At 53.8% G+C, this 21,980-nt stretch carries 23 protein-coding genes, 2 tRNA genes and 1 pseudogene; 14 read left to right on the top strand and 12 right to left on the bottom strand.

What is annotated here, in order from left to right; genetic code table 11:
* Positions 1-121: 121 nt before the first annotated feature.
* A complete protein-coding gene (locus tag ACOOGA_RS17610; RefSeq protein ID WP_417461950.1) occupies positions 122-1,126 on the top strand; it encodes a retropepsin-like aspartic protease in 1,005 nt (334 codons plus the stop codon).
* A 116-nt stretch (positions 1,127-1,242) separates the two neighbouring features.
* Here the strand turns inward: ACOOGA_RS17610 and ACOOGA_RS17605 are convergent, their stop codons facing one another.
* From ACOOGA_RS17605 to ACOOGA_RS17585, 5 genes are all read right to left on the bottom strand, one after another.
* Positions 1,243-1,806, bottom strand: coding sequence for a DUF2497 domain-containing protein (locus tag ACOOGA_RS17605; protein WP_417461951.1), 564 nt, complete (start codon positions 1,804-1,806; stop codon positions 1,243-1,245).
* A gap of 287 nt (positions 1,807-2,093) precedes the next feature.
* Positions 2,094-3,461 carry a TolC family outer membrane protein gene (locus ACOOGA_RS17600; protein ID WP_417461952.1) on the bottom strand — a complete coding sequence of 456 codons (1,368 nt, stop codon included), beginning with the start codon at positions 3,459-3,461 and terminating at the stop codon, positions 2,094-2,096.
* A 160-nt stretch (positions 3,462-3,621) separates the two neighbouring features.
* A complete protein-coding gene (locus ACOOGA_RS17595) occupies positions 3,622-4,275 on the bottom strand; it encodes a protein-L-isoaspartate O-methyltransferase family protein (RefSeq protein WP_417461953.1) in 654 nt (217 codons plus the stop codon).
* 238 nt (positions 4,276-4,513) lie between these two features.
* Positions 4,514-5,491: a diguanylate cyclase gene (locus tag ACOOGA_RS17590; RefSeq protein ID WP_417461954.1), complete on the bottom strand. Its 978-nt coding sequence runs from the start codon at positions 5,489-5,491 to the stop codon at positions 4,514-4,516.
* Positions 5,492-5,615: 124 nt separating this feature from the next.
* Positions 5,616-6,527, bottom strand: coding sequence for a diguanylate cyclase (locus ACOOGA_RS17585; RefSeq protein ID WP_417461955.1), 912 nt, complete (start codon positions 6,525-6,527; stop codon positions 5,616-5,618).
* Between the two features lie 219 nt (positions 6,528-6,746).
* Between ACOOGA_RS17585 and ACOOGA_RS17580 the strand changes: the two genes are divergently transcribed.
* From ACOOGA_RS17580 to ACOOGA_RS17570, 3 genes are all read left to right on the top strand, one after another.
* Positions 6,747-6,820: transfer RNA gene (locus ACOOGA_RS17580), tRNA-Cys, on the top strand.
* A gap of 350 nt (positions 6,821-7,170) precedes the next feature.
* Positions 7,171-7,758 carry an HD-GYP domain-containing protein gene (locus ACOOGA_RS17575; protein WP_417461956.1) on the top strand — a complete coding sequence of 196 codons (588 nt, stop codon included), beginning with the start codon at positions 7,171-7,173 and terminating at the stop codon, positions 7,756-7,758.
* A gap of 78 nt (positions 7,759-7,836) precedes the next feature.
* Positions 7,837-8,085 carry a ParB N-terminal domain-containing protein gene (locus tag ACOOGA_RS17570; RefSeq protein ID WP_417461957.1) on the top strand — a complete coding sequence of 83 codons (249 nt, stop codon included), beginning with the start codon at positions 7,837-7,839 and terminating at the stop codon, positions 8,083-8,085.
* Positions 8,086-8,109: 24 nt separating this feature from the next.
* On the opposite strand, the gene ACOOGA_RS17565 is transcribed toward ACOOGA_RS17570, so the two are convergent.
* On the bottom strand, positions 8,110-9,459 hold the full coding sequence (locus tag ACOOGA_RS17565) for a hypothetical protein (RefSeq protein WP_417461958.1): 1,350 nt from the start codon (positions 9,457-9,459) through the stop codon (positions 8,110-8,112).
* A gap of 175 nt (positions 9,460-9,634) precedes the next feature.
* Positions 9,635-10,768, bottom strand: coding sequence for a serine hydrolase domain-containing protein (locus tag ACOOGA_RS17560; protein ID WP_417461959.1), 1,134 nt, complete (start codon positions 10,766-10,768; stop codon positions 9,635-9,637).
* 225 nt (positions 10,769-10,993) lie between these two features.
* Here ACOOGA_RS17560 and ACOOGA_RS17555 point away from each other — a divergent pair, with 225 nt between their 5' ends.
* The 5 genes from ACOOGA_RS17555 to ACOOGA_RS17535 all read left to right on the top strand — a co-directional run bounded on the left by ACOOGA_RS17555 (position 10,994) and on the right by ACOOGA_RS17535 (position 13,957).
* The gene (locus ACOOGA_RS17555) at positions 10,994-11,605 is read left to right on the top strand and encodes a sulfotransferase family 2 domain-containing protein (protein ID WP_420429132.1); all 612 of its coding nucleotides are present in this window, start codon (positions 10,994-10,996) and stop codon (positions 11,603-11,605) included.
* 171 nt (positions 11,606-11,776) lie between these two features.
* Positions 11,777-11,851 (top strand) — tRNA-Asn (locus ACOOGA_RS17550).
* Between the two features lie 183 nt (positions 11,852-12,034).
* A complete protein-coding gene (locus tag ACOOGA_RS17545) occupies positions 12,035-12,181 on the top strand; it encodes a hypothetical protein (protein WP_420429130.1) in 147 nt (48 codons plus the stop codon).
* Between the two features lie 13 nt (positions 12,182-12,194).
* Positions 12,195-12,614 carry a DUF2336 domain-containing protein gene (locus tag ACOOGA_RS17540; RefSeq protein WP_417461961.1) on the top strand — a complete coding sequence of 140 codons (420 nt, stop codon included), beginning with the start codon at positions 12,195-12,197 and terminating at the stop codon, positions 12,612-12,614.
* A 230-nt stretch (positions 12,615-12,844) separates the two neighbouring features.
* Positions 12,845-13,957 (top strand): OmpA family protein, encoded by a 1,113-nt coding sequence (locus ACOOGA_RS17535; RefSeq protein ID WP_417461962.1) that lies wholly within the window; start codon positions 12,845-12,847, stop codon positions 13,955-13,957.
* Between the two features lie 103 nt (positions 13,958-14,060).
* Here ACOOGA_RS17535 and ACOOGA_RS17530 read toward each other — a convergent pair whose 3' ends face one another.
* Positions 14,061-14,627: a hypothetical protein gene (locus tag ACOOGA_RS17530; RefSeq protein ID WP_420429128.1), complete on the bottom strand. Its 567-nt coding sequence runs from the start codon at positions 14,625-14,627 to the stop codon at positions 14,061-14,063.
* Positions 14,628-14,724: 97 nt separating this feature from the next.
* The gene (locus ACOOGA_RS17525) at positions 14,725-16,203 is read right to left on the bottom strand and encodes a S10 family peptidase (RefSeq protein WP_420429126.1); all 1,479 of its coding nucleotides are present in this window, start codon (positions 16,201-16,203) and stop codon (positions 14,725-14,727) included.
* Between the two features lie 234 nt (positions 16,204-16,437).
* Between ACOOGA_RS17525 and ACOOGA_RS17520 the strand changes: the two genes are divergently transcribed.
* The 4 genes and pseudogenes from ACOOGA_RS17520 to queE all read left to right on the top strand — a co-directional run bounded on the left by ACOOGA_RS17520 (position 16,438) and on the right by queE (position 19,274).
* Entirely contained in the window at positions 16,438-17,682 is a 1,245-nt protein-coding gene (locus ACOOGA_RS17520; protein WP_417461965.1) for a dicarboxylate/amino acid:cation symporter, read from the top strand.
* A 92-nt stretch (positions 17,683-17,774) separates the two neighbouring features.
* On the top strand, positions 17,775-18,470 hold the full coding sequence (queC, locus tag ACOOGA_RS17515; RefSeq protein ID WP_417461966.1) for a 7-cyano-7-deazaguanine synthase QueC: 696 nt from the start codon (positions 17,775-17,777) through the stop codon (positions 18,468-18,470).
* 7 nt (positions 18,471-18,477) lie between these two features.
* A pseudogene (locus tag ACOOGA_RS17510) lies at positions 18,478-18,587 on the top strand (7-carboxy-7-deazaguanine synthase); the annotation flags it as partial.
* A 51-nt stretch (positions 18,588-18,638) separates the two neighbouring features.
* Positions 18,639-19,274, top strand: coding sequence for a 7-carboxy-7-deazaguanine synthase (gene queE / locus ACOOGA_RS17505; protein WP_417461967.1), 636 nt, complete (start codon positions 18,639-18,641; stop codon positions 19,272-19,274).
* A gap of 22 nt (positions 19,275-19,296) precedes the next feature.
* Here queE and ACOOGA_RS17500 read toward each other — a convergent pair whose 3' ends face one another.
* The gene (locus ACOOGA_RS17500; RefSeq protein ID WP_417461968.1) at positions 19,297-19,476 is read right to left on the bottom strand and encodes a hypothetical protein; all 180 of its coding nucleotides are present in this window, start codon (positions 19,474-19,476) and stop codon (positions 19,297-19,299) included.
* A gap of 152 nt (positions 19,477-19,628) precedes the next feature.
* Here ACOOGA_RS17500 and ACOOGA_RS17495 point away from each other — a divergent pair, with 152 nt between their 5' ends.
* On the top strand, positions 19,629-20,438 hold the full coding sequence (locus tag ACOOGA_RS17495; protein WP_417461969.1) for a glycerophosphodiester phosphodiesterase family protein: 810 nt from the start codon (positions 19,629-19,631) through the stop codon (positions 20,436-20,438).
* Here the strand turns inward: ACOOGA_RS17495 and ACOOGA_RS17490 are convergent.
* On the bottom strand, positions 20,417-21,301 hold the full coding sequence (locus ACOOGA_RS17490; RefSeq protein WP_417461970.1) for an ATP-grasp domain-containing protein: 885 nt from the start codon (positions 21,299-21,301) through the stop codon (positions 20,417-20,419). The two genes, ACOOGA_RS17495 and ACOOGA_RS17490, sit on opposite strands and share 22 nt — an antisense overlap.
* Before the next feature lie 12 nt (positions 21,302-21,313).
* Entirely contained in the window at positions 21,314-21,778 is a 465-nt protein-coding gene (gene queF / locus ACOOGA_RS17485) for a preQ(1) synthase (protein ID WP_417461971.1), read from the bottom strand.
* Positions 21,779-21,980: the final 202 nt, after the last annotated feature.

Raw genomic sequence — 21,980 nt, 5'->3', positions numbered from 1 at the left:
TCCCCACTTCCGCGTCAGCCCTCACTAAAGTGGCATTGGGGCCCCACCCCGGCCTGTGGTAAGATTGCGCATGAGACATGAAAGGACCAATCATCTCAGGTGGTTATGCGCCGGGGCGTGGATGCTATTTGCGTACCTTGCTGCGCCTTTGCAGGCAGACACACCGTCAGCGCCCATAGCCTCAGTACCCATTGATCTGACCGACAACCGCATTCATGCCGCATTTGTAATTGACGGCAAACCCCAGCGCCTGCTGCTGGATACCGGCGCGTCCACATCGTTGCTTTTTGAAAGCTCCGGCGTTCAGGCAGGCAATCGGGGCGAAGGCGTGGCGATCAGCTTCCCAGCGTTTGCCTCATCCGCCCCAGGGTACCGGCTTCCGAGGTTAAATATCCAAGCAGGCGAGTTTAGTTTCACCAGCGAAACTACCCTTTTCATCGGCGGCGATGAACCCGTCATCAGTGACATCGGCGGCAAGTTTACCGGTATTCTCGGCCGGGATTTCCTCAGGCGTTTTGTGGTTGAGATTGTGCCGTCAGAAAAGCTGATGAAACTCTACCCTCCCGGCACTGACCTCTCACCCCATTACCGCCTGAAGCACGCACTCATCATGCAAGCGGGCTCGCCCTATATCATTCACCGGTTTCGCTTGCCTTGGGAAACCTGGCCCACCCAGAAAAAGCTCTTGCTCGATACAGGCTATCCGGGTGGCGTGGTGCTTTGGAATGACCGTCATTTTGATCGCGCTACCAAACCGAAGGAACGGCAAGGGCTTAAAGAAGCCCGCAAAGGCATTGTCTATTTTGGTATCGTGAAGTTTGGCAAACTTCTGTTTCGCAACATCCCCGTCTTTGTTGGCCCTTCAATGCCCGGCCAGCTTGAAGACAGGGACGGCCTTATTGGCGCCAGCATGTTCCTGCCCTTCCGGTATGTGATTGACCTGCCCGGTGAGCAACTATTGCTGCACCCCCGCGTGCGCTATGGCGGCCTTGGTTTTCAAATCAGCAATGAGGTGATCTATACCCCCGGCGATGAAGACTTTGTCATGAAGGACTTTCGGCCAAAACCAAGTTCCACACCGGTTGATACCTACCACCGCAGCGCAGAGATCGTACCTAGTGGTTAGATAAGGTCAGACGTATAGATGAAATCTGGCGATTAATCTGGCGGTGAGATGCAAAAAAGCGCGCTCCTTATGGAACGCGCCTCTGAATTCTTGGGGCTAATAGCCACGGCACCAGCTTATTTCCGGCGAGCGATCCGCGCCACTTCTCGCTCAACCGCATCTTGCACTATGGCAGGCAGGTTTTCATCCAGCCAGCCCTGCAGCATTGGCTTGAGCATCGCACGGATCAGTGATTCCAGCGTGTTATCCGCGCCTTCATAGCCAGCCACCATCATTTGGGTCAGGTGTGCAAAGCTCTCCGCTGTGCGGGTTTCAACCGGCGGCGATACAATCGCATCCACTTCACCTGGGCTCGCAAGCTCTGTCAGCTCAAACACATCCTCTTCCGGTTCGGGTTCCGGCTCAGGCCATGGTTCAGGCTCAGGAGTTGGTTCCGGTTCCGGAATGGGCTCTGGTTCCGGCTCAGGCTCGGGCCAGGGTTCTGGCTCAGGCTCTGGTTCAGGCATGGGTTCGGGTTCTGGCTCGGGATCTGGCTCCGGCTCAGGTTCGGGCGCTTCGTCAAAGGTCTCTTCAACCTCCGGCTCTGCTGCCTCATCGTCCGACTCATCAGAAATAATCCGGCGAATAGACGCCAGTATCTCTTCCATTGTCGGTTCGTCTTCAGATGCGTTATCGCTCATAGACCAGCCAGTGTTAGAACTCCCTAGACCACAGGTACCGTTTAGAGAGTCACGTGTCAATAATTCTTAAACTAACAAAGGTAGTTAACAATAACTGCCATGATAGCTGAAGCGTTTCAAAAGTAAGCAAAAAATATAAAAAAAGAGACTTACTTATCTCTTAAATCAGTAAACCAGTGACATTTTGCACGCAAAAACACTGATGGAAACCAAAGAAAAACCCCCGCCGTAGGCAGGGGTTTTATTCTACTTCTGGGAGTTCTTACTCCCGGTAGCATGAGTGTGAATTAATCCACGCCCATCCCGAAGAATTTGTTGTCAACCTTGTCGGTGTAGGCGTCCGGGTCATAGCGCGTGACGCCAAGACCAAGGTCTTTGGCTGTCAGGCGACCAGTTGCGGATACAAGGCTGTAGGCTGCAACGAACTCATCCCTCTGTGCACGCACAAGTGCCACACGTGCGTTCAGAAGTTCCTGTTCCGCGTTCAGCACATCAAGCGTTGTGCGGGAACCCACATAAGCTTCCTGACGAACACCCTCAAGCGCGATCTCGCTTGCGCGAACCTGTGCTTCAGATGATGTGATCTGGCCAACGGCCGCGCGGTACTGGTCCCATGCCACAAACACACGCTCTTGTGCCACACGCTCAGCCTGACGGATTTCCATCAAACGCTGGCTGCGCAATTGCTTGGCGCGGCGAATGTCAGAATAGCGCGCACCACCGGCATAAAGCGGTACCGACACTGTCACACCAATACCTTTAGACTCGCTCTGGTCAGTAACCGGCACACCTGCGTCATTTACACCACCGGAATTGGTAACGTCGCTCCAGCTTGCTCCCACACCTACCGTTGGCAACAGCGTACCTTTTGCCTGGTTTACAGCGTGGCTTGCAGCTTTTTCCCCGTACTCCGCAGCAATCACACCAGGGCTGAGTTCCATGGCGAGCTCAATAGCTGTATCGAGATCACCGGGAAGTTCAGGCTTGCCATTTGGTGTTTCAAGCGTTGCTGGCGTGCGGCCCACAACCCGGCGATACTGTGCACGGCTGGAGGCAAGTGTCGCTTGTGCAGACAGAAGCGTTGATTTAGCGCCTTCAAGACGTGCCTCGGATTGCGCAACGTCTGTACGGGTCACTTCCCCCACGCGAAAGCGGTCCTGGCTCGCTTGAAGCTGACGCTCAAGTACCTGAACGTTGTTCTGGTTCAGGGACACAACGGCCTCATCACGCACCACGTTCATGTAAGCGGAAACCGCGTCCAGAAGAACCTGCTGTTCCACTGACTGCAGTTGCGCGCGGCCTGCCATCACGTTGCTGCGGGCGCTTCTAATCGCGTTACGATCCTGAAAGCCGCGAAACACGTTCAAGTTGGCTTCGAGGCCGAGGGTTTCCCTAGACGTACTTACCGACGGGGTATTCCCAACCTTAACATCGCCCTCGTTATAGCTATATGAGCCACTGAGCGAAGGCAAAAAGCCTGACTTCGCTCGAGAAATTCCTTCATCAACTCCACGGAGTGCCGCACGCTGAGCCATCAGCTGTGGGTTGCTCTCATAAGCGGCAGCCAGTGCCTCTTCGAGCGTTTCCGCGGAAATATTAAAAGTGCCCGTCAGCACTGTTGTCACTGCCAACAGTGATACGATCCCCTTTTTCATATGCGTCTCCTTGTTTCCTCGCTGTTTGTTTTATTATTGGCCAAAAGCCGGGTTATCAGCCTCTACCCAAGGGGTTGGTGGTTTTTATCACCTTTTTTACTTCAACTCTAGCCAGATTAAAGATGCCACATTTTTTGGCATGGCATCCTAACAGACTGCTTTAAAATACAAAACCTGCTTCTTTTTCAAAGCCCGGCAACGGCTGGATGTTCGCGTCAAACAAATCCATCGCTGTTGGAATACCGGCCTCCATTGTCACGATATGGGCACGGCCCTGCCCGCCGTCAAGCTTCACGCACAAAAGGCGTCCGCCATCCTTAAGCTGTTTGAGAAGGGCTGCGGGCACTTCCGTCACCGCCCCCTCAAGCACAATCACATCAAACGGGCCTTGTTTCGCAACGCCTGCTGCATGCGCGCCTTCAACAACCGCAACGTTCATGATCTCAAGACTTGAAAGCTTTTTCTCGGCAAGCTTCACGAGGTCTGCGTCAGCTTCAAGCGCCACCACTGCATCTGCAAGGCCCGCCATCACCGCAGCGGAATAGCCTGTTGCACAGCCGATATCGAGCACGAGGTCCTTGGGGCCGATTTGCGCTTCGTCAAGAAGGCGCGCAAAAATCATCGGCTCCATAAGGTAACGACCGCCGCCGATTGCCAGGTCTTCGTCCACATAAGCGACAGACCGTTTTGCCTTGGGCACAAACAACTCGCGCGGAACGGCGCGAACGGCGTCGATAATACGCTCGTCATTCACTTCGTTTACACGAAGCTGACAGTCGATCATGTGGCTACGGGCTACGGCTGATTCGGTCACGGTTCGAACCTCTATCTCAAATAAACTGCATACGGCTTTGCCGCTTTATAAATAGGCGAGCCCTCGGAGGCAACGCGTTTTCTCTTTAAAAATGCTCTTTTGCGACTGCTTCTATCACAAACCCTTCCCAGACACCGCTCCGCCTGCGGTCACCCGGTGCGTTCCTGCGGCAAATCGATGCCGTCACATGTGTCTTACGGGCCGCGCTCATCTTTCCCTTCGGGGCTATAACCTCAACTCAGCGAAAGTCACCGTTCTGCGGGTCTTCCATGGGGAAAGTGCTCGGTGGTAATTCCACCGGCGTGCTGGGCTCATAAATTACCCTGTTGCGGCCAAGCCGCTTCGCCATATAGAGCGCCTTGTCAGCGCGCCTGAGCGCCGCGTCGATATTCTCGTCCGACGGGTCCACGTCCGTAAGGCCAATGCTGATGGTCAGCGACACAGTCTCCCGCGCGATCACCGATACCTGATGGCTGATACGGCTTTTGAGGCGCTGCAACACACCCATCGCGGCTTCATGGTCTGTGGACGGGAACAATACCCCAAATTCCTCACCGCCCAAACGACCAAGGGTATCCTCGCGCCTGAGGGTTTGCTCACAAATCTCGGCCACTTCAGCCAGTACACGGTCCCCCACCTCATGACCAAAACGGTCATTGATTGCCTTGAACCGGTCAATATCCAGCATGGCAACAGCAAGCTCAGTACCGTGGCGCTTCATACGAGCAATCTCGCTTTCCGCCGTGCTCATGAAATAGCGACGGTTGAAACATTTGGTCAGCGGGTCAACAGCGGCCAGATAGGCCAGCTCCTTGTTGGCGGCCTCAAGTTCCTGCGTGCGGTTCACAAGGTCGAGCTGGGTTTTCACCCGCGCACGCACAATCGCGCGCTCAAACGGCTTGAGGATATAATCAACCGCGCCCAGCGCAAAACCGGAGGTCTCGTCCTCAGTCTCCGTATGAAGGCCGGTGATGATGATGATCGGGATATGTTTGGTGGCATCGTCGGCCTTGAGCCTTTTGCAGACTTCAAAACCGTCCAAGTCAGGCAAGACAATATCAAGAAGGATGAGCGTCGGTTGATGATCCCGCGCATACAATAGCGCAGCCTCGCCGGTTTCCACGGTGTTCACCTGCGCCAAATCCGCGATGGTGGACTCCAGAAGCTTCGCCATCACGCGAATATCTTCAACGATCAAAACCTGATTATCAGACATATCTTACTCGCATAAACCCTACATTTGCGACGCAAGTATCTGCCTTGGGGCGCCTTGTTGCAACCCTTGATTCGTGTGCACTCTACATTTCGGTTATTCTGGAAACGCTGCCATTGCAAACTGCTCACGCCACAACGATGCGGTTACGGCCGCCTTCCTTGGCTTGATATAGCGCCTTGTCGGCTCGTTTGAGCGCATCCTCGATCTTGAGGTCGCTTTCATAAACCTCAGCGATACCAAGGCTTGCTGTTACACCAAAATTGCGCCCGGCAAACTCGAACGACAAGGCTTCAAGTCGCTCACGCATACGTTCAAGTACCGTGAGCGCCCCTTCCGCATCAGCCACCGGCAGCAGGATCGCGAACTCTTCACCACCCATGCGGCCAACGTTATCCTCATGGCGCACACATTCTTTCATGCAGGCGCCAACGGCCCTGAGCACATCATCACCCGCCGCATGGCCATAGCTATCGTTGACAGATTTAAAGTGGTCGATGTCAAGCATGGCAACGGTTACGGCATAGCCGTGCCTGCGCATACGGCTAAGCTCCGCATCTGCAATACCAAGGAAATAGTGACGGTTCAGGCAGGTGGTCAACAAATCAACACTCACCAGGCGCTGCAGTTCTACATTCGCTTTTATGAGCGCCTCTTCACGCAGGTAAAGGTCAAGCTGGGTTTTTATCCGTGCCCGCACAACGGCGGGCTTGAGCGGCTTGCAGATATAGTCTGCGGCCCCTGCCGCGAAGCCTATGCTCTCCGCTTCTTCGGTAGTTCCTTCACCGGTGATCAGGATAACAGGGATATGTTTAGTGCGGTGGTCGGCTTTGATGGCGCGGCACACCTTAAGGCCGTCAATGTCCGGCAAGCGAATATCAAGCACGATCAGCGTGGGTTTATTCTCGAGCGCTTTAATCAGGCCAATCTTGCCGTTTTGCGCCGTCACCACCTCTGCCGTGCCACCGATGATTTTCCTCAAGAGTTCAAGAATGACCGGATTGTCATCAATCACCAGAATTTTCTCAGTCGCGCTCATACCTGTCCCCGCTCATGGCCTACACTCACGCACGGCCTGTCCACTCATGCCCCCGCATGCTCAACCTTATTCAGAAACAGCATTATCATCACAGCATTATAAGAAAAGCTTAAAATTGAAGTAATTGCCTTCGCCTGCACCACCGAGCCTGTGTGTTGGCAAAAAGTCCCTTGACCGGTCACTATCGTGGTTCTATACGGTTCGACACACCACTAGAGAGGCGCGGTGGCGGAGTGGTGACGCAGCGGATTGCAAATCCGTGTACACCGGTTCGATTCCGGTCCGCGCCTCCATTTATTTTTCCCAAAACCTGTATCGCAAGCGGACGTATCCCAATGGCCGGCCCTTGTTTGCGCGCGTCAATTCATTGATGCCACCTTCACAAGCTGCTGCTATCCTTAAACCCGCCAGAGCTCGCGCAGCCTTTTAAACTCAATCACTTAAGTTACATACCTATACAAAATCTTTCGTTAATCTCGCTCCCATTTAAGTAGTGGCTAGGTATTCTTTAGAAGAAGCCGCCTTGATTTAATAATTCATTAAGTACTCGTTGCGAAAATACCCTTTATACGGGTCATGGTTTTTCTGTAAAATCCAGCCGTGATCTGTCGATACGACCATATGCTAATGGGGAAGCACATACGTGAACAAGCAAATGGGTAGGGAAATCACCAACCCGGCTGTAGAGCATCTCATAACCGATTACACGCTCTCGCTCATGGGGTTAAGTGACCAGTATACAACAGGACATTGCAACGAAGTTGCAAGCATTGTCACCAAAGCTGCACGGGATATGGGCTTCAGTGGTCGCGATCTCGAAAACATAACCTTGGCGGGGTCCCTGCATGACCTTGGCAAGCAAGGTATTCCCAATGACATCCTCATCAAGCCGGGTGCGCTCACACCATCAGAGTTTCGCCTGATTCAGGACCATGTTATGATCGGCGTCGATCTGCTCAACTCGATTGGTTTCAACTCGAAAGTTGTGCGCTATGTGGCGGAACACCATGAAAGGCTGGATGGCTCTGGCTACCCCTTTGGCCTGAAAGGTGATGAAATCTCTGTTGGCGGGCAGCTATTGGGCATTGCCGATGTGGCTTCGGCCCTCACTTCCAAGCGCACATATCGCACCGCCTTCAACAAGGAAGAGCTCAAAATATTCCTTGAAGAACGTTGCCCGCTGCAGTTCAACCCTGACCTTGTGCAGGTGGTGCTCAGCCACTGTGAATAAAAAGGTTTCCTGTGCTATAAAGATCAGCTTTACGCCGGGCATGCGGCAGCATAGGCTGCGAGCATGAGAGGATAAATCATGCTCAAAACTGTTCCCGTTAAAATTGATGAAATCTACGTGCCCACTGATCGCCGCAAGGAGATCAAACAAAGCGAGATCGATACCATCGTCAGCGAGATGATGGAGGGTGTGATGCGCAAGCCCGTGCGTGTTCGCGAGGGCAAGGGCCGCTTTGTGCTCATTGAGGGTGTCAACCGGCTTGAGGCCTGCAAAACGGTAGGCGACGAGACCATCCCCGCCTATATCGTGCAGGCCCGCAAGTTCTGAAAAAGGGCACTCGCCTATTCTGGGTTAATGGGCCGGGTTCCATGCCGCGAGTTTTTCTTCGCCCGCAGCCGTGTAACTGCGCACCGAAACAAGGCTGCTGCCTTCTGAATACTCATACTCAAATTTGGCGATTCCCCAAGTGCCGTGATCAACAAGTGATCCACTTGTATCCACGAACCGGCGGGATATCAGACGTCCCTGCCCGTCAAATTCCAGTTGCTCGGACGCATGTCCATCACCTTTGTGAACAGTTGGGTTGCCGTCCAGACCCTGAAAAGTGATTGCCTGCGGTCGGCCATTGCTGCCCAAGCTGGTGACAATCGCGTGCACACCTGAATAGCTGCTGGCAACAGGGCTACCGTCTTTGTCAAAGTACCGGTCTTTCAACAGATATGCCCCACCCTCAGACCATGTGCTCTTGATCTGGCCTATCCCGGTATTGGTATTTACCGGCGTCCCATCCACCCCATAGAGGAAACGGGCAGTGGCGTTGCCGTATTGGTCGAACTCATACACTACCTTATGTGCGCCCCACCCGGTGGTCTGCGGGGACCCGTCCGCATCGTTAAAGATAGCCACCTGCTCGCTACTATACTTTGAGGGTTCATAAACGATCTCGGCAATATCGCTCATGCCCCTTCTTGCCTTGCCTTGCATATCCAGGTTAAGCCAACCAGAGAACTGCCCGTGCCTGTTATAAGTGATCTGGGTCATAGCGATTCCAGCCTCGTCAGGGGTCAGTTCCTCCCCGCTTTCGCCCAAGTTATACATACGCGTTAGCAGGCCTTTTGCGTCATAGGCAAATCGGGTCACCATATAGCCAAACCCCGGCCGGTTCCGCACAAGCTCGCCAGCAGTGTTATAGCGCCGCTCGATCACCTCACCGTCTTCGCGGACATCCCACTCATACCGTGCTATACCAAAATCATTATCCAGCGGCTTGCCATCCAGACCATAGAAAACGAGCGCTGTGCGCTGGCCTTTTACATCTAGGCCAAACCGCGTTTCATACACATCACCAGACACAAGGCTGCGATGCCCCCATTCATTATGAAACCGACGAATTTCCTGGCCGTTTTCATATTGAATCGTAACACGAGGTGCCCTTACAAATCGGTCGGAAAACGCCCTCAACTCCCCGGTCTGGCTGTGGCGCACCTCTATAAGCCTTCCGTCCGCATCATAATCCAGCTCAAAATGCTTGGTCTCGCCAACTGCCTCAGAGCTGAGCGGGCGGGCACACCTGATATCCGCAAACGGCGTTTCCCTAAAAACCACTCCTGCACAATATTCGGTATATGCCGCTGCGTGCGCGGGCTGGATGCTGCCCCCCATCATCATGGCGAATAAAGCACTGACTGTAACTTTTCGCATATAAATTACCCCTCCGTTGGAACGTTGATCATGTCCTGCCATGCCTCCCAGCAACGAAGCATGCTCTACCAACGAGACGGCAAAGGAAAGGTCACTCACCGCATAATAGAAACGGCATATCGACTTTTCAGGCCAAAGAAGTCCTTTGGCCCCAAAAGTCCCGACACTGCATTCTTTACTCGGCCTTTTCGATATGGAGGAACGTATCTATCGCGCTGCGGGTTGCATCCCATATGCCGCGCGCCTGATAGCGGTTGATAAACATCATGAACGATATGCCATCATCAGGAAACCGTGCATAAAAGGCGCTGAAGCCGCCAACCTGCCCGCTGTGGCTCCGGGCTTTACGGTTTTCCCCATAAGGCTCAACATCCCAACCGTAACCATAAAAGGTGTCGCTGCCGTCGGGGAGCTTGCCGGACGTCCACATCTCCGCCTTCCACTTTTCAGACAACAGCTTGTCATCATTGAGCGCAGCGTCCCACTTGGCCATATCAGCCGCCGAGGTCAGCAAACCACCCGCGCCCAGCGTGGATGAATATTCGGTCGGGTTGCGATTGATCAGCTCACCCGCCTTGTTTTCCCAGTAACCCTCAACCCGGTGTTTGATAATCGCCGCCGGGTCCGCAAACCGTGTCTGGGTCATCTCAAGTGGGCCAAAAATCCGCGCCGCCAGCACATCGCGCAGGGATTTTTTCTCTATCTGCTCCACAATCATGCTGAGCAGATAATAGCCCGTGTTGCTGTAATAGAAGCCCGTGCCCGGCTCAAAGTCCATCGGGCGGGAATGCGCGATTTTTATCACTTCCTCCGGTGTCAGGCGAAAACGGTACACATCGTAGCTGCGAATCTCTTCATAATCGGGGATGCCAGACTGGTGCAGCATCAACTGCTTTATCGTCACTGGCGTCCATTCGCCAGGCAGACCGTTCAGATACTTGCTGATCGGGTCATCAAGCGCCAGCATGCCTTCTTCCGCCAGCATCATCACCGCGGCGGTCGTGAACTGCTTGCTGATGGAACCGATCTCAAACACGCTGTCTTCTGTCACCGGTACGTCAAGCTCAACATTCGCGAAGCCAAAAGGCTGGATGTGCAGGATTTCCCCGTTCCGGTAAACCGCGATCAAACCGCCGGGGATATTATGCTCATCCAGCGCATCTTCGAAATCACCATGCAGCGTCTCAAGGGCTGCCGCGTCCGGCATTTCATACTCTGCGGCGCTTACGGGCACAAAAAACACGCCTGACATTATCACCGCCGCCAAAACCCGGCCAAATCCCAAAACCCGGCATAAATTCTGTAGCATCACCTGTCCCCCATGAATGACATCACCAGCGCGAGCTTCACACAGCTATGCGCCCGGGCACAAGAGGTACATCAACCAATGCCCCGCCATATGCCCCCTAGCCCTGCGCCCGTGAATATATTATAGCCAAGGCCAAACGCGCCTGCGCGCACAACAGTAGTTATAAGAACAGAAGGACCTGCCTTGCCTATCGTCTCGCAAAAACACCGCCTGGTTTATTACCCGGTGCCCAAGGTTGCCTGTACGTCGGTCAAGCATCTGATGTATTTCCTTAATCACGGCAAGTGGTTCGATCATCCGGTGAATGCAAAGGGGCGCAAGCTCAACATCCATGACGTGATGAACCCGGCCGAGCCCTTTGACAAAAGCGCGTTCAAGCGTTTCTCACCGCACACCAGCTTTGTGGTGGTGCGCGACCCGCTGAAGCGTTTTCTCTCCGCCTACTCGAACCGGGTAATTTTTCACGGTGACCTGGCACCCTGGCGCATAAAAAAAGGCACACTCACGCTCACGCAAAAGCCGAACCCGAGCCTTGAAGAATTTATCGACCATCTTGAGGACTATCAGGCCGACGCCCGTGCGATAGAGCGGCATACAGCCCCCATCAGTAAATTCCTTGGTGATGATCTCAGCCGCTTTGACAAGGTATTCCCGATCGAGGCCCTTGATGACGCCGCCGCGTTCCTGAGCGACCATACCGGACTCAAGCTTGAAATGCCGCACAAGCAAACCGGCGGCCCGAAAATGAGCCTTGATGACCTGAGTGAAAAACACAAAAAGAAGCTCAGAGACGTCTACGCAAGCGACTATGAGCTTTTGAAGGATTTTTACAGCTAAGCCACCCTGCCCGCAGGATGGATCAAAAGGGACGAAGCCTTAAAAACCCTGTCACTCGTCGGATTCCTCGCTCACATTTCAGAAAAATGAAATTAGGACTTGGCAGGCGAAAAATTTTCAGTATAAAGGCCCCATTCGCGGCGCGAGACGCCCTGCGGACATCTACGCTGATCCCCAGTAGCTCAGTGGTAGAGCAAGCGGCTGTTAACCGCTTGGCCGGTGGTTCGAATCCGCCCTGGGGAGCCAATTTGACGAAGGGCTTAGCTGACAACCAGCTAGGCCCTTTTTCTTTTCGTCAGCCATATATAGTTCCGTGGTCAAACACACCGCCCCCCAATCCACGTCTTCTAGTCTGATCGGCTAATGGTGCAACTCCATACAACTCGCCTAAATTCTTTATAGCTTCGCGCAAAACGCGAACAAGCTATTATGGAAGCGCTTTCGTATCGCCTTGCCGGAGAGGGCCTGAAGCACGCCCGGTGGGCTGTGGATGAGAGGAACAAGGCGAACGACAGCATCGTGTGGATGGCAGTGAACACTGCCTGTGTAATGGGCAAAATGCCCGAAAGAGTATAGTTGGAGCACCACCATGGAACACCTCTCAAGCCAGCACTTCATCCTTGACCCGAATTTGAAATCACGGGCTGAACGCGCACAGGCGCTTGAGAACGCCTATGCAGATGCGCTCTCTGAGGCGCTCTGTTACCAGCTTGATGGTGCAAGCCCCAACCGCATTCACGCCAAGGCCATTGAGCTTAAAGTTACCCGCAAGCTGACGCCAACGCTTATGCTCGCTATGGTGCGGCGCGGTGCCGCGGTGTTTACGGAAAGTGCCATTGCGCTTTCAACAGGGCGTGCACTGCTGGAGATCCGCGACATGCTGAACGGCGGAGACGCGCAAAACCTTGAAGCCACCCTGCATGCAGCAAGCATTGATGGCACGATGCTGCCCGCCTTCATGGCCGCTGTGCAGGAATGTTATGGCAATTGTGCATCGCGCGCGCTTTGACCAAACCTGATGCCGTTGCCCCGGGCGAGGTTTTGCTCAAATTTTTGCTGTATTTTCATTGCGATACATATGCAACACCTGTGCGGCAGGCTGGCCACAAATTGCCGTAATTCGTGGTTAAAATTCTTGTTTCCGCCTTAATTCCCAGCTATTTGATCAATAATTGTTCTTAGTGGCACAATTCTGTGCCGATGGTATAGCCAGACCTCAATATTCCGTAGGGTGAAATTATGCGAAAGATACTCCTCCCAATTCTTCTCAGCACCGCATCTACAGTGGCGATGGCTGACGATCACCTGTATGGCGGCTTCGAGGCCGGCATTAGTTCTTCAACTGACAGCGAACTGAACCGGACGTTGACCGGGCTGAGCCTTGAAGACGAGAAAAAAATGGGCGGCATGGGCGGCCTTTATTTCGGTAAAGCCATGGGCCGCTGGCGCATTGAAGGCGAAATGGCCGTGCGCAAAAACCGTTATGAAGGCATTGATGTCGCAAACGGTGGTGCAACATCGCTCCCACTGGGTGAGCGCGGCGCTTCCGGCAAGATCAACTCCACAGCGCTGATGGGCAACGTCTGGTACCGCCTTGCCGGTACTGAAGAGTGGGGCTTTTACACCGGTGCCGGTCTTGGTGTCGCGAATATCGATGTCAACAATTACCGCACTGGCTCCAAGGTCATCATCAATGACAGCAGCTGGTCAACCGCTGGTCAGGTCATGGCGCAGGTGATCAAATCCCTGCCTGGTGGGCTTGAGCTTGGCATCGGCGCGCGGCACTTCCGTGCGCTTGATAATTCCATAAACACATCTGACGGCTCCACCGGTTATAAAGTTCGTAATAACGAGCTTTTTGCCCGCCTGAGCTGGAAGTTTGGCGCGGATGAGCCACGGCGCGAGCCTGAGCCAATGCCAGCGCCTGCACCAAAACCTGCTGCTCAGCCAGAGCCTGTTGCAACGCCAGAGGTTGTTGAACAGCCCGCGCCGAAGCCAGAGCCAAAACCAGTGGCCCTGCCCGGCCCGTTCATGGTGTTCTTCGACTTTGACAAATCCGACATTACGCCGGATGCAGCCCGCATCATCCGTGAAGCGGCCAAAGCCTTCAAGGAACACAAGGCTGTCCGTCTTCTCGCCACTGGTCACACCGACCGTGCCGGTTCGGAAGAATATAACGCACGCCTTGCGAAACGCCGTGCCGACGCTGTGAAAGCCGCATTGATGGCGGAAGGTGTTGCGGCAAGCAGCATCATCACCGACGCGAAGGGCGAGAGCTCGCCGCTGGTGTCCACAGAAGATGGTGTGCGTGAACCGCAAAACCGTCGTGCAGAGATTGTTCTGCGCCGTTAATCAGCGCAAAACCTGAAATCAGAGAGGCCAGTACCCACGGGTGCTGGCCTTTTTTGTTGCTAATGAGAGCGGCTACTGTTGGGACAAAAGTGACTGGGAGAGATTAGCGCAGATGCGCCGGGCCGCTGCGGCTTCTGATAAGAGCGGTATCCGCGTCTGCGCAGGTCACCTTTGGAGCCTTATAGGCAACGGGCAACAGGTCCATGCCGTCAAGCGGGTTGTGAAGCTCGATGGCAAAGGTCGCAGCAAGCATGGCAGAATGACAGAAATCATGCACCTGCGTGCTCTCAAACGAGATCAGATTGGCTTGTCTGGTGGTGTAATGATCCATCGAGCCGATGGAAAGCCGGGTGAGGTAACTTTCAACCGGTGCGCGGCTGTCCTGTATCTTGCTGCGGTGCGTTAACACAAAGGCGTTATAGAGGCCCGGGAAGCCAGTTCCGCGATTGCGGCACTGCAGGGCGGCAACACGGAGCTGCATATCAAGGAAGCGTATCTGGTCGGCCTTCAGCTCAGTGGTGCTGACACACGCCAGCGCATGCCCTGCCGCCACACTTGAGGCGATGGCAGCCGCCACACCCCGTACGAGGATGTCTTTCCAGGTTTTCCGTTGGAAATGCTGCACTCCAGCCCCTTCCTTGCCCGATTTAACCTCGTCTGGCGCCGCCACAGCCGCGCCACACTTTTAGCCTCACTTTAGCCACACCCTATCACAAATTTCTGAAAGAACAGTGAACAAACCTCCAGAAATTAGGCGAAATTTTCACCTATTTTGCGGTGATGAACTCCCGGATGTCTTCCGCCACCGCTGTAAGCGACGGGTGGTTCACATACATCATATGCCCGGCTTCATAATAGGTCATGGTAACCCGGCTCATGTCGATCCCGTGCCGCCAGAAGGTATATTCAGCATCAAAAAACGGGGTGACCATGTCATAGTAGCCTGAGGCAACCATGACCTTTAAGCTCTTGTTAAACCTCATGCTTTGCGCAAGATCAGGGGCCGTGTTCACATATTCCGGCTCATAATATCCTTGTGGGTCACGCACCCATTCCCACTCCCGGCCAACTTCAGGGCCAGAGATATAATATGGCTCATCCCAGTCGACGCCGAGCTCATTCCGCAGGTAATGATGCAGCGCGGCTGAATAAGCCCCGGAAAACGAGGCGTCGGCGGCGTCAAAGCGTGGGCCATCGGCGGTATCGTCGATCTCGTCAATCAAGTAGCGGCTATCAAGCCGGCCGGTTACCAAGCCCTTGTCGCGCAACAGTTCCTTGATGAAACGGCCGCCCAAAACCCGCAGGTTTGCGCGCTTTACATAGGCAACATCAAGGCCAATATAGCCCGCCAGCTTGGTGGCAATACGGTCAAATTCCTCGCTTGGAAGGCTTGAGCCCCTGAAGAGCGCAGGCAGATATTCATCCAAGGTGAAAGCTCGCACTTCCTCAAGATACTCCTTAAGGTCGCGGCTTTTATCCACCTTGCCGTGGTACCATGCTGTTGCAGCCATCGTCGGCAGGAAGGTGACATAGCTCACCAGGTTATCATGCGTTGGCGTACTGCCGGTGTAATCAAGTGCCTGGGAAATAAGGATTAATCCGTTCACGCGCAGTGGCTCTGGCCCGTCCTCAAGATAGGGCAGTATCGCAGCCGCCCGCGTGGTGCCATAGCTTTCGCCCATAATATAGATGGGGGTGTTCCAGCGGTTGTTTTTCCGCGTCCATTCCCGAATGATGTGCGCAACCGTGCGGGCATCTTCCGCAAGGCCGTAAACATCCTCAGGCTTGCCCTTTCCCGCCAAACGGCTGTAACCGGTGCCTATCGGGTCGATCATCACGATGTCTGAGATATCAAGAAGCGCTTCCGGGTTGGCTTCCAGCCGGTACGGCGCGTGGCCCGCATCCCCGGCGTCACTTGGCACCACCACCCGTTTTGGTCCTACCAGCCCCATATGCAGCCAAACAGATGACGACCCGGGCCCGCCGTTAAATACAAACGTCACCGGCCGGTTTTGGCCTTTGTCTGCGGTATAGGCTGTTGTGACAGCGCTCGCGTAAACATCACCCGCTTCATTTTTGAGCAGCATGTTGGAAACAACAACCTGATAGTCTATGCGCCGGCCGCCAAAGGTGCCCTTGTGCTGGCTTTCAACCCGCACCGGCTCAGGGATCGGCAGGTCATCGGTCTCTTCATCATCAGCCGAAACGCCCAGACAGGCGACGAAGAGTGCGACGCTAAAAGCCATACTTTTCAATAGATTACGATGATACATCTGGTCCCCCATGCACCTGTGGGTGCGTATAAATTTTCTGCCCCTAAGCTAGCGCAGTTTCATATAAGCGCAAGCAAGAGATTATGCGGGCAAGCTACGCTCACAAGTCCTCACTTTTTGCGGAATCTATAATTCTTCCTTGCCATGTGGCGAGAATACCTTAAGCCTAGGCGAAAATAATTTGGGCTGTTCTGGGGAGAAAGAGCCATGTTTTCCGCCTGGTTTAAAATCACACTTTGGAAACGCATCATGGGCATGCTGGTGCTGGGCATTGCCTTTGGCGCCCTGCTGCCAGATGCCGCGCAGTCGATTGACTGGATCGGCGATATTTTCCTTCGCCTGATCCGCATGATTGTGGTTCCTCTCGTTTTCATCACGCTAGTGTCCGGCGTTATTGCCATGGGCGATCCGAAACGCCTGGGCTCACTAGGTATCAAGACGCTCTCGCTTTATATTGGCACTACCTTGATCGCCATCACCATTGGCCTTACCCTCGCGGCGATTATACAGCCCGGTGTCGGGGTTGACCTCGCGGGCGCGGAAGCGAAAGGCCTTGCCGAGGCTCAGTCCCTCAAGGACCGCCTGTTGACCATCATCCCACTCAACCCGATTGGCGCGCTGGTTGAAGGCAATATGCTGGCGATCATCTTTTTCGCTCTGCTCCTTGGTACCGGTGTGCTGCTGGTTCAGGAAAAAGGCAAACCTGTCGCTGACATTTTCGATTCCGGCTCGGAGATCATGCTGAAAATCACCCACCTTGTCATGGAGGTAGCACCTTTTGGCGTATTCTCCCTTATTTCAGGCATGGTTGGCCAAGGCGGGATTGGGTTGTTGCTGGACGTATTCCCCTTGGTCGCAACCTTCCTGTCAGCATGCCTGATACATGTGATCGTAACCCATGGCGGAATCATTAAATTTCTGCTCAGGCTACCTGTAGGCCGCTTCTTCCGTGATATTACCAGTGCGCAACTTGTTGCATTTTCAACCTCGTCGAGCTCGGGAACCTTGCCCGTTACCATGACAGTTGCTGAAGAAAACCTTGGGGTTAAAAAGTCTGTGGCAAGTTCTGTGCTGCCCCTTGGTGCCACGATCAATATGGATGGTTCCGCCATTTATGTCGGTATTCTTGCCGTGTTTGCGGCCCAAGCGCTTGGCGTGGACATGGGCATTGCGGAATATCTGCTGGTGGCCTTGTCAGCTACGCTGGTATCCATCGGAACCGCCGCTGTACCTTCGGCATCGTTGTTCCTGCTGGCTACCGTGATGAGTGTTCTGGGCATAGATGACGCGCAAACCTTTATCATCGTTGGCTTTGTGTTCCCGTTTGACCGCCCGCTGGATATGGTTCGTACCGTCGTGAATGTGACCGGTGACTTGGCCGTCAGCACTGCAGTAGCCAAATGGGAAGGCGAACTGGATGAAGAAACCTTCTGCGCTAAACCGGTAGATTAAGCGAGGCACATCGCTTTCACAGGTTTTTTCTTATCAATCCGACTGCCGGGTGCTATAGGGCGCCCGGCAGTTTTGTTTTATAAGAGTAGACTATGACGACGCAGAAAAAAGCAGTGGTGCTCCTCTCCGGCGGGCTTGATAGCGCGACAGTGATCGCGATCGCCCGCGACCAGGGGTTTGATGTGCACGCGATTTCCTTCCGGTATGGCCAGCGCCACAGTGTGGAGCTTGAAGCCGCAGACCGGGTGGTGGAACACCTCGGGGTAACAGAGCATAAAATCGCAGAACTGGACCTGCGCCTTTTTGGCGGCAGTGCCTTGACTGCAGATATCGACGTACCGAAAGACCGTTCGGACGACGATATGAGCCATGATATCCCGATCACCTATGTGCCTGCCCGCAATACGATTTTCCTGTCGTTCGCCCTCGCTTACGCTGAAGTGATTGGTGCGAAAGACATCTTCATTGGTGTGAATGCGCTGGATTATTCAGGCTACCCCGATTGCAGGCCAGACTATATCGCCTCCTATGAGACAATGGCCAACCTAGCGACAAAAGCCGGGGTAACGGAAGACGAGAAAATCCGCATCCAGACACCGCTGATTGATATGACAAAAGCCGAGATCGTGACGGTCGGCACGCGCCTGGGTGTTGATTACTCCATGACCATCAGTTGTTATGACCCTGACGCTCAAGGCAAAGCCTGCGGGCACTGCGACAGTTGCCAGCTTCGTCGTAAAGGCTTTGCCGAGGCCGGGCTTAGCGACCCGACCCGGTATCAGGATTAAAAGCATCATGGTCTATACGATCAAGGAAATGTTCTACACGCTGCAGGGAGAAGGCGCGAACGCCGGTCGCCCCGCTGTGTTTTGCCGCTTTGCTGGTTGCAACCTGTGGAGTGGGCTGGAGCGGGACCGGGCTTAGCGACCCGACCCGGTATCAGGATTAAAAGCATCATGGTCTATACGATCAAGGAAATGTTCTACACGCTGCAGGGAGAAGGCGCGAACGCCGGTCGCCCCGCTGTGTTTTGCCGCTTTGCTGGTTGCAACCTGTGGAGTGGGCTGGAGCGGGACCGGGCGGGCGCCATTTGCAAATTCTGCGATACCGACTTCGTGGGCACAAATGGCGAAGGTGGCGGCAAGTTCAAGACAGCGGACGACCTCGCAGCAGCCGTAAGTGCGCTGTGGCCCGAAAATGCTGGCGGTGTACCATTTATTGTCTGCACAGGTGGGGAACCGCTGCTGCAGCTTGATGACGCCGCGATCAAAGCGTTTCATGACGCGGGTTTCGAGATTGCGGTTGAAAGCAATGGCACTATCGAGCCGCCTTTAGGTATCGACTGGCTGTGTATCAGCCCCAAAATTGGCTCCGAAATGATCGTAAAACGAGGTCAGGAGCTAAAGCTGGTTTACCCGCAAGACGGCGGTGACCCATCACAGTTTGAACACCTGAACTTTGAGAATTTTTATCTGCAACCCATGGACAGCCCCACGCAGGCAGAAAACACCGTTGCTGCAGTCAACTACTGCAAGGCGCACCCAAAATGGCGCTTAAGCGTGCAAACCCATAAGTTTATCGGGATTCCCTGAGCTACCCCTTTATTAGACAGGCCTAGTCTTTGGTGCGGCTTAGCGCTACCCCAAACACAATACCCAGCGCTATGCCAAGCGCTATATTGCCAAGTGCGGCACCAACCCCGACGCCTATGGCAAGGCCAGCACCAATATATTTGACGCTTCTGCCTGTGCGACCTTTCGCCGCTCCTTCATCTGGTGTTGGGTCGTCTTGCATTCGTCCCTCCGGAAAAGTCTTATGATTATTAATAGATAGGGCCTGGATAGCCCCTTTCCAAGACATCACGGCCCTGACAATACTATTGTTTGACCCCACAACGTTCCCTGATATGGTCCCGCCAGATAGCGAAACAGCATAAGAACTATAAAATGACATCTTTTCTTCCTGCCCTCAAAAAGCTCCCTCGTCCTGTACGATATGTTGCCATATGCGCTCTTGCCGCCCTTGCTGGCATTTATCTCATTAACAGTCGTTATGACCGCCTGGAAATCGCGGAGCACCATTTCTACGATGATGCTGCTCAAAAAATATGGGCCCACAGGGGATATGCAAAAAAACACGCTGAAAACACGCTAGAAGCCTTTCAGGATGCCGTAGACCGGGGAGCACCTGGGATAGAAGTTGATATCTTTTACGATCCGGCAACAAAGCATTTTCTGGTTACGGATAGCGAGTCTTCGCACCAAGAGCCGCCGTTACGCTTAAAGGATGTGTTTGTGGCTTTTGGCGAAAAAACACATTACTGGCTGAACTTCATAAACCTGGCTGATCTGGGATATGCGGATTCCGCTGGCGCCGCCCATCTGATTGCGCGGATGGCCACACGCTATACCAAACGCCCGCTGGTTATGGTGGAATCGAGCAGCGCATCGCATCTGGCTCCGTTCAAACGCTTCGGTATCCATACCACATTATTGACAACATTCGCCCCCGGCAGTTCATGGCTGGTCAGGCAATATCAGGCCTTGAAGCTTAAATATCTGCTTGGAACGAACGGTATTACGGGAGCTTCATTTGTCCCTGCTCAGTTCGATCAAGACCTATCTAACCAACTCACCAATACCGACATATATATCTTGACCGCCAATACGCTTGAAGAAGCCCGCCAGTTTGCAACCTCGCCTACTGTCAAAATCATCCTAACGGACGAAGATTTCTATACTCTCGACGATCTGTAAGGAAGGTTTTGCAGTGCTTCAAATACCTTGGCGCCGAGTTCAGGGCCCTGTACCGGGTATAAGAAGGGCTCGATAAGCTCCAGTTCCATAAGCATCAAGCCACCGTCTTCACCGCGCAGCATATCAACACGTGCATACAGCGGCACCTCATCGAGTGCTGATAGCGCTGCGGATGCTGCCGCAATATCGTCGGAGGATGGAGTGACCACCTGTTCCTTGCCGCCATAGCAGCTCTGGATACGGTATTCACCCTCCACTGCTGTTTTAAGCAGCGCAAACACATATTGCCCGCCGATGAAGATAAAACTGATCTCACCCTCTTTGAGGATGTTGCTCATGAAGGGCTGAATTTTCATGGGATACGGCATGTCAGGCACCGCCTCCCCGCGCTTGATCCTGTGCTGGCCATCTCCTCCGGCGCCAACCTGACGTTTTGCCACCAGCGTATCGCAGCCAAACTGCTCAAATGCAGAGGCAATCACCTCTGGTGTCGCTTTATCTGCCCATAGGGTGGGTATTGTTGGCACACCTCGTTTCGCCAGATCTTTGAGGTAGCGCTTGTGGCAATTCCACTCAACCAGCGCACGGCTGTTGTAAAGCCTTGTTTTTGCTTCTATTTTCAAAAGCACCGCGAGAAACTCATCCAGGCGGTCGTAATAGTCCCAGGTGGTGCCAATCATGACAGCGTCAAATTGAGCCCAATCCGCAGCCGCGTCATCCCACGATACCGCCGTTACCCTGCCCCCGCGCGCTTCAAAGGCCGCAGACAAATTTTCCACCATCTGGTCGTGTTCATAAGCGTCAACACGGCGGGTGCTCGAGCCCGGCAAGGTGGCTTGACAAGCCAGATAACAAAGGTGCATAAGAGGCTCCTGCTAACCACGACCGCGATAGCTTGGCACAGCCTGATCGGGTATCCACACGCCTTTTGGTGCTTCGCCGGTCTGGTAGAACACGTCGATCGGGATACCGCCTCGCGGATACCAGTAGCCGCCGAACCTCAGCCATTTTGGCTTCATTTCCTCAACCAGTCGTTCCGCAATACCAACCGTGCAGTCCTCGTGAAAAGCTGCATGGTTTCGGAAGCTTTGCAGGAACAGTTTCAGGCTCTTGCTTTCAACAAGCGTTTCACCCGGCACATAATCGAGCACCAGATGCGCAAAGTCAGGCTGGCCGGTAACAGGACATAACGATGTAAATTCCGGGCATGTGAAGCGCACCAGATAGTCTGCCTTAGATCGCGGGTTAGGAACATATTCCAGCACCGCCTCTTCCGGGGTTTGTGGTGCATCAACCTTGGCGCCCAACTGGCCAAGACCTTCGTAAATCTCTTTGCCCATGTCACATATCCTGCATGAATTCGTCTTGCCTCTGCCTATGCGGTGCCAGAGTTATTTTGTCAAAGAGTTTCCGGAAAAGGCGCAGAAAACCTGAAGAAATGCCCACACCTTAGCCGTTAATCTTTGTAAGATAATTACCAAAACCTTAACGTTATTGAATTTTTAGTTCAGCATTTATTAATGCACGCCAAGTATAGTGGAG

The organism is Kordiimonas sp., from assembly GCF_965216265.1.
Taxonomy (GTDB): Bacteria; Pseudomonadota; Alphaproteobacteria; order Sphingomonadales; family Kordiimonadaceae; genus Kordiimonas.
Note: the sequence above shows the minus strand (reverse complement) of the source record. Positions and strands in the feature narration are given on the sequence as shown.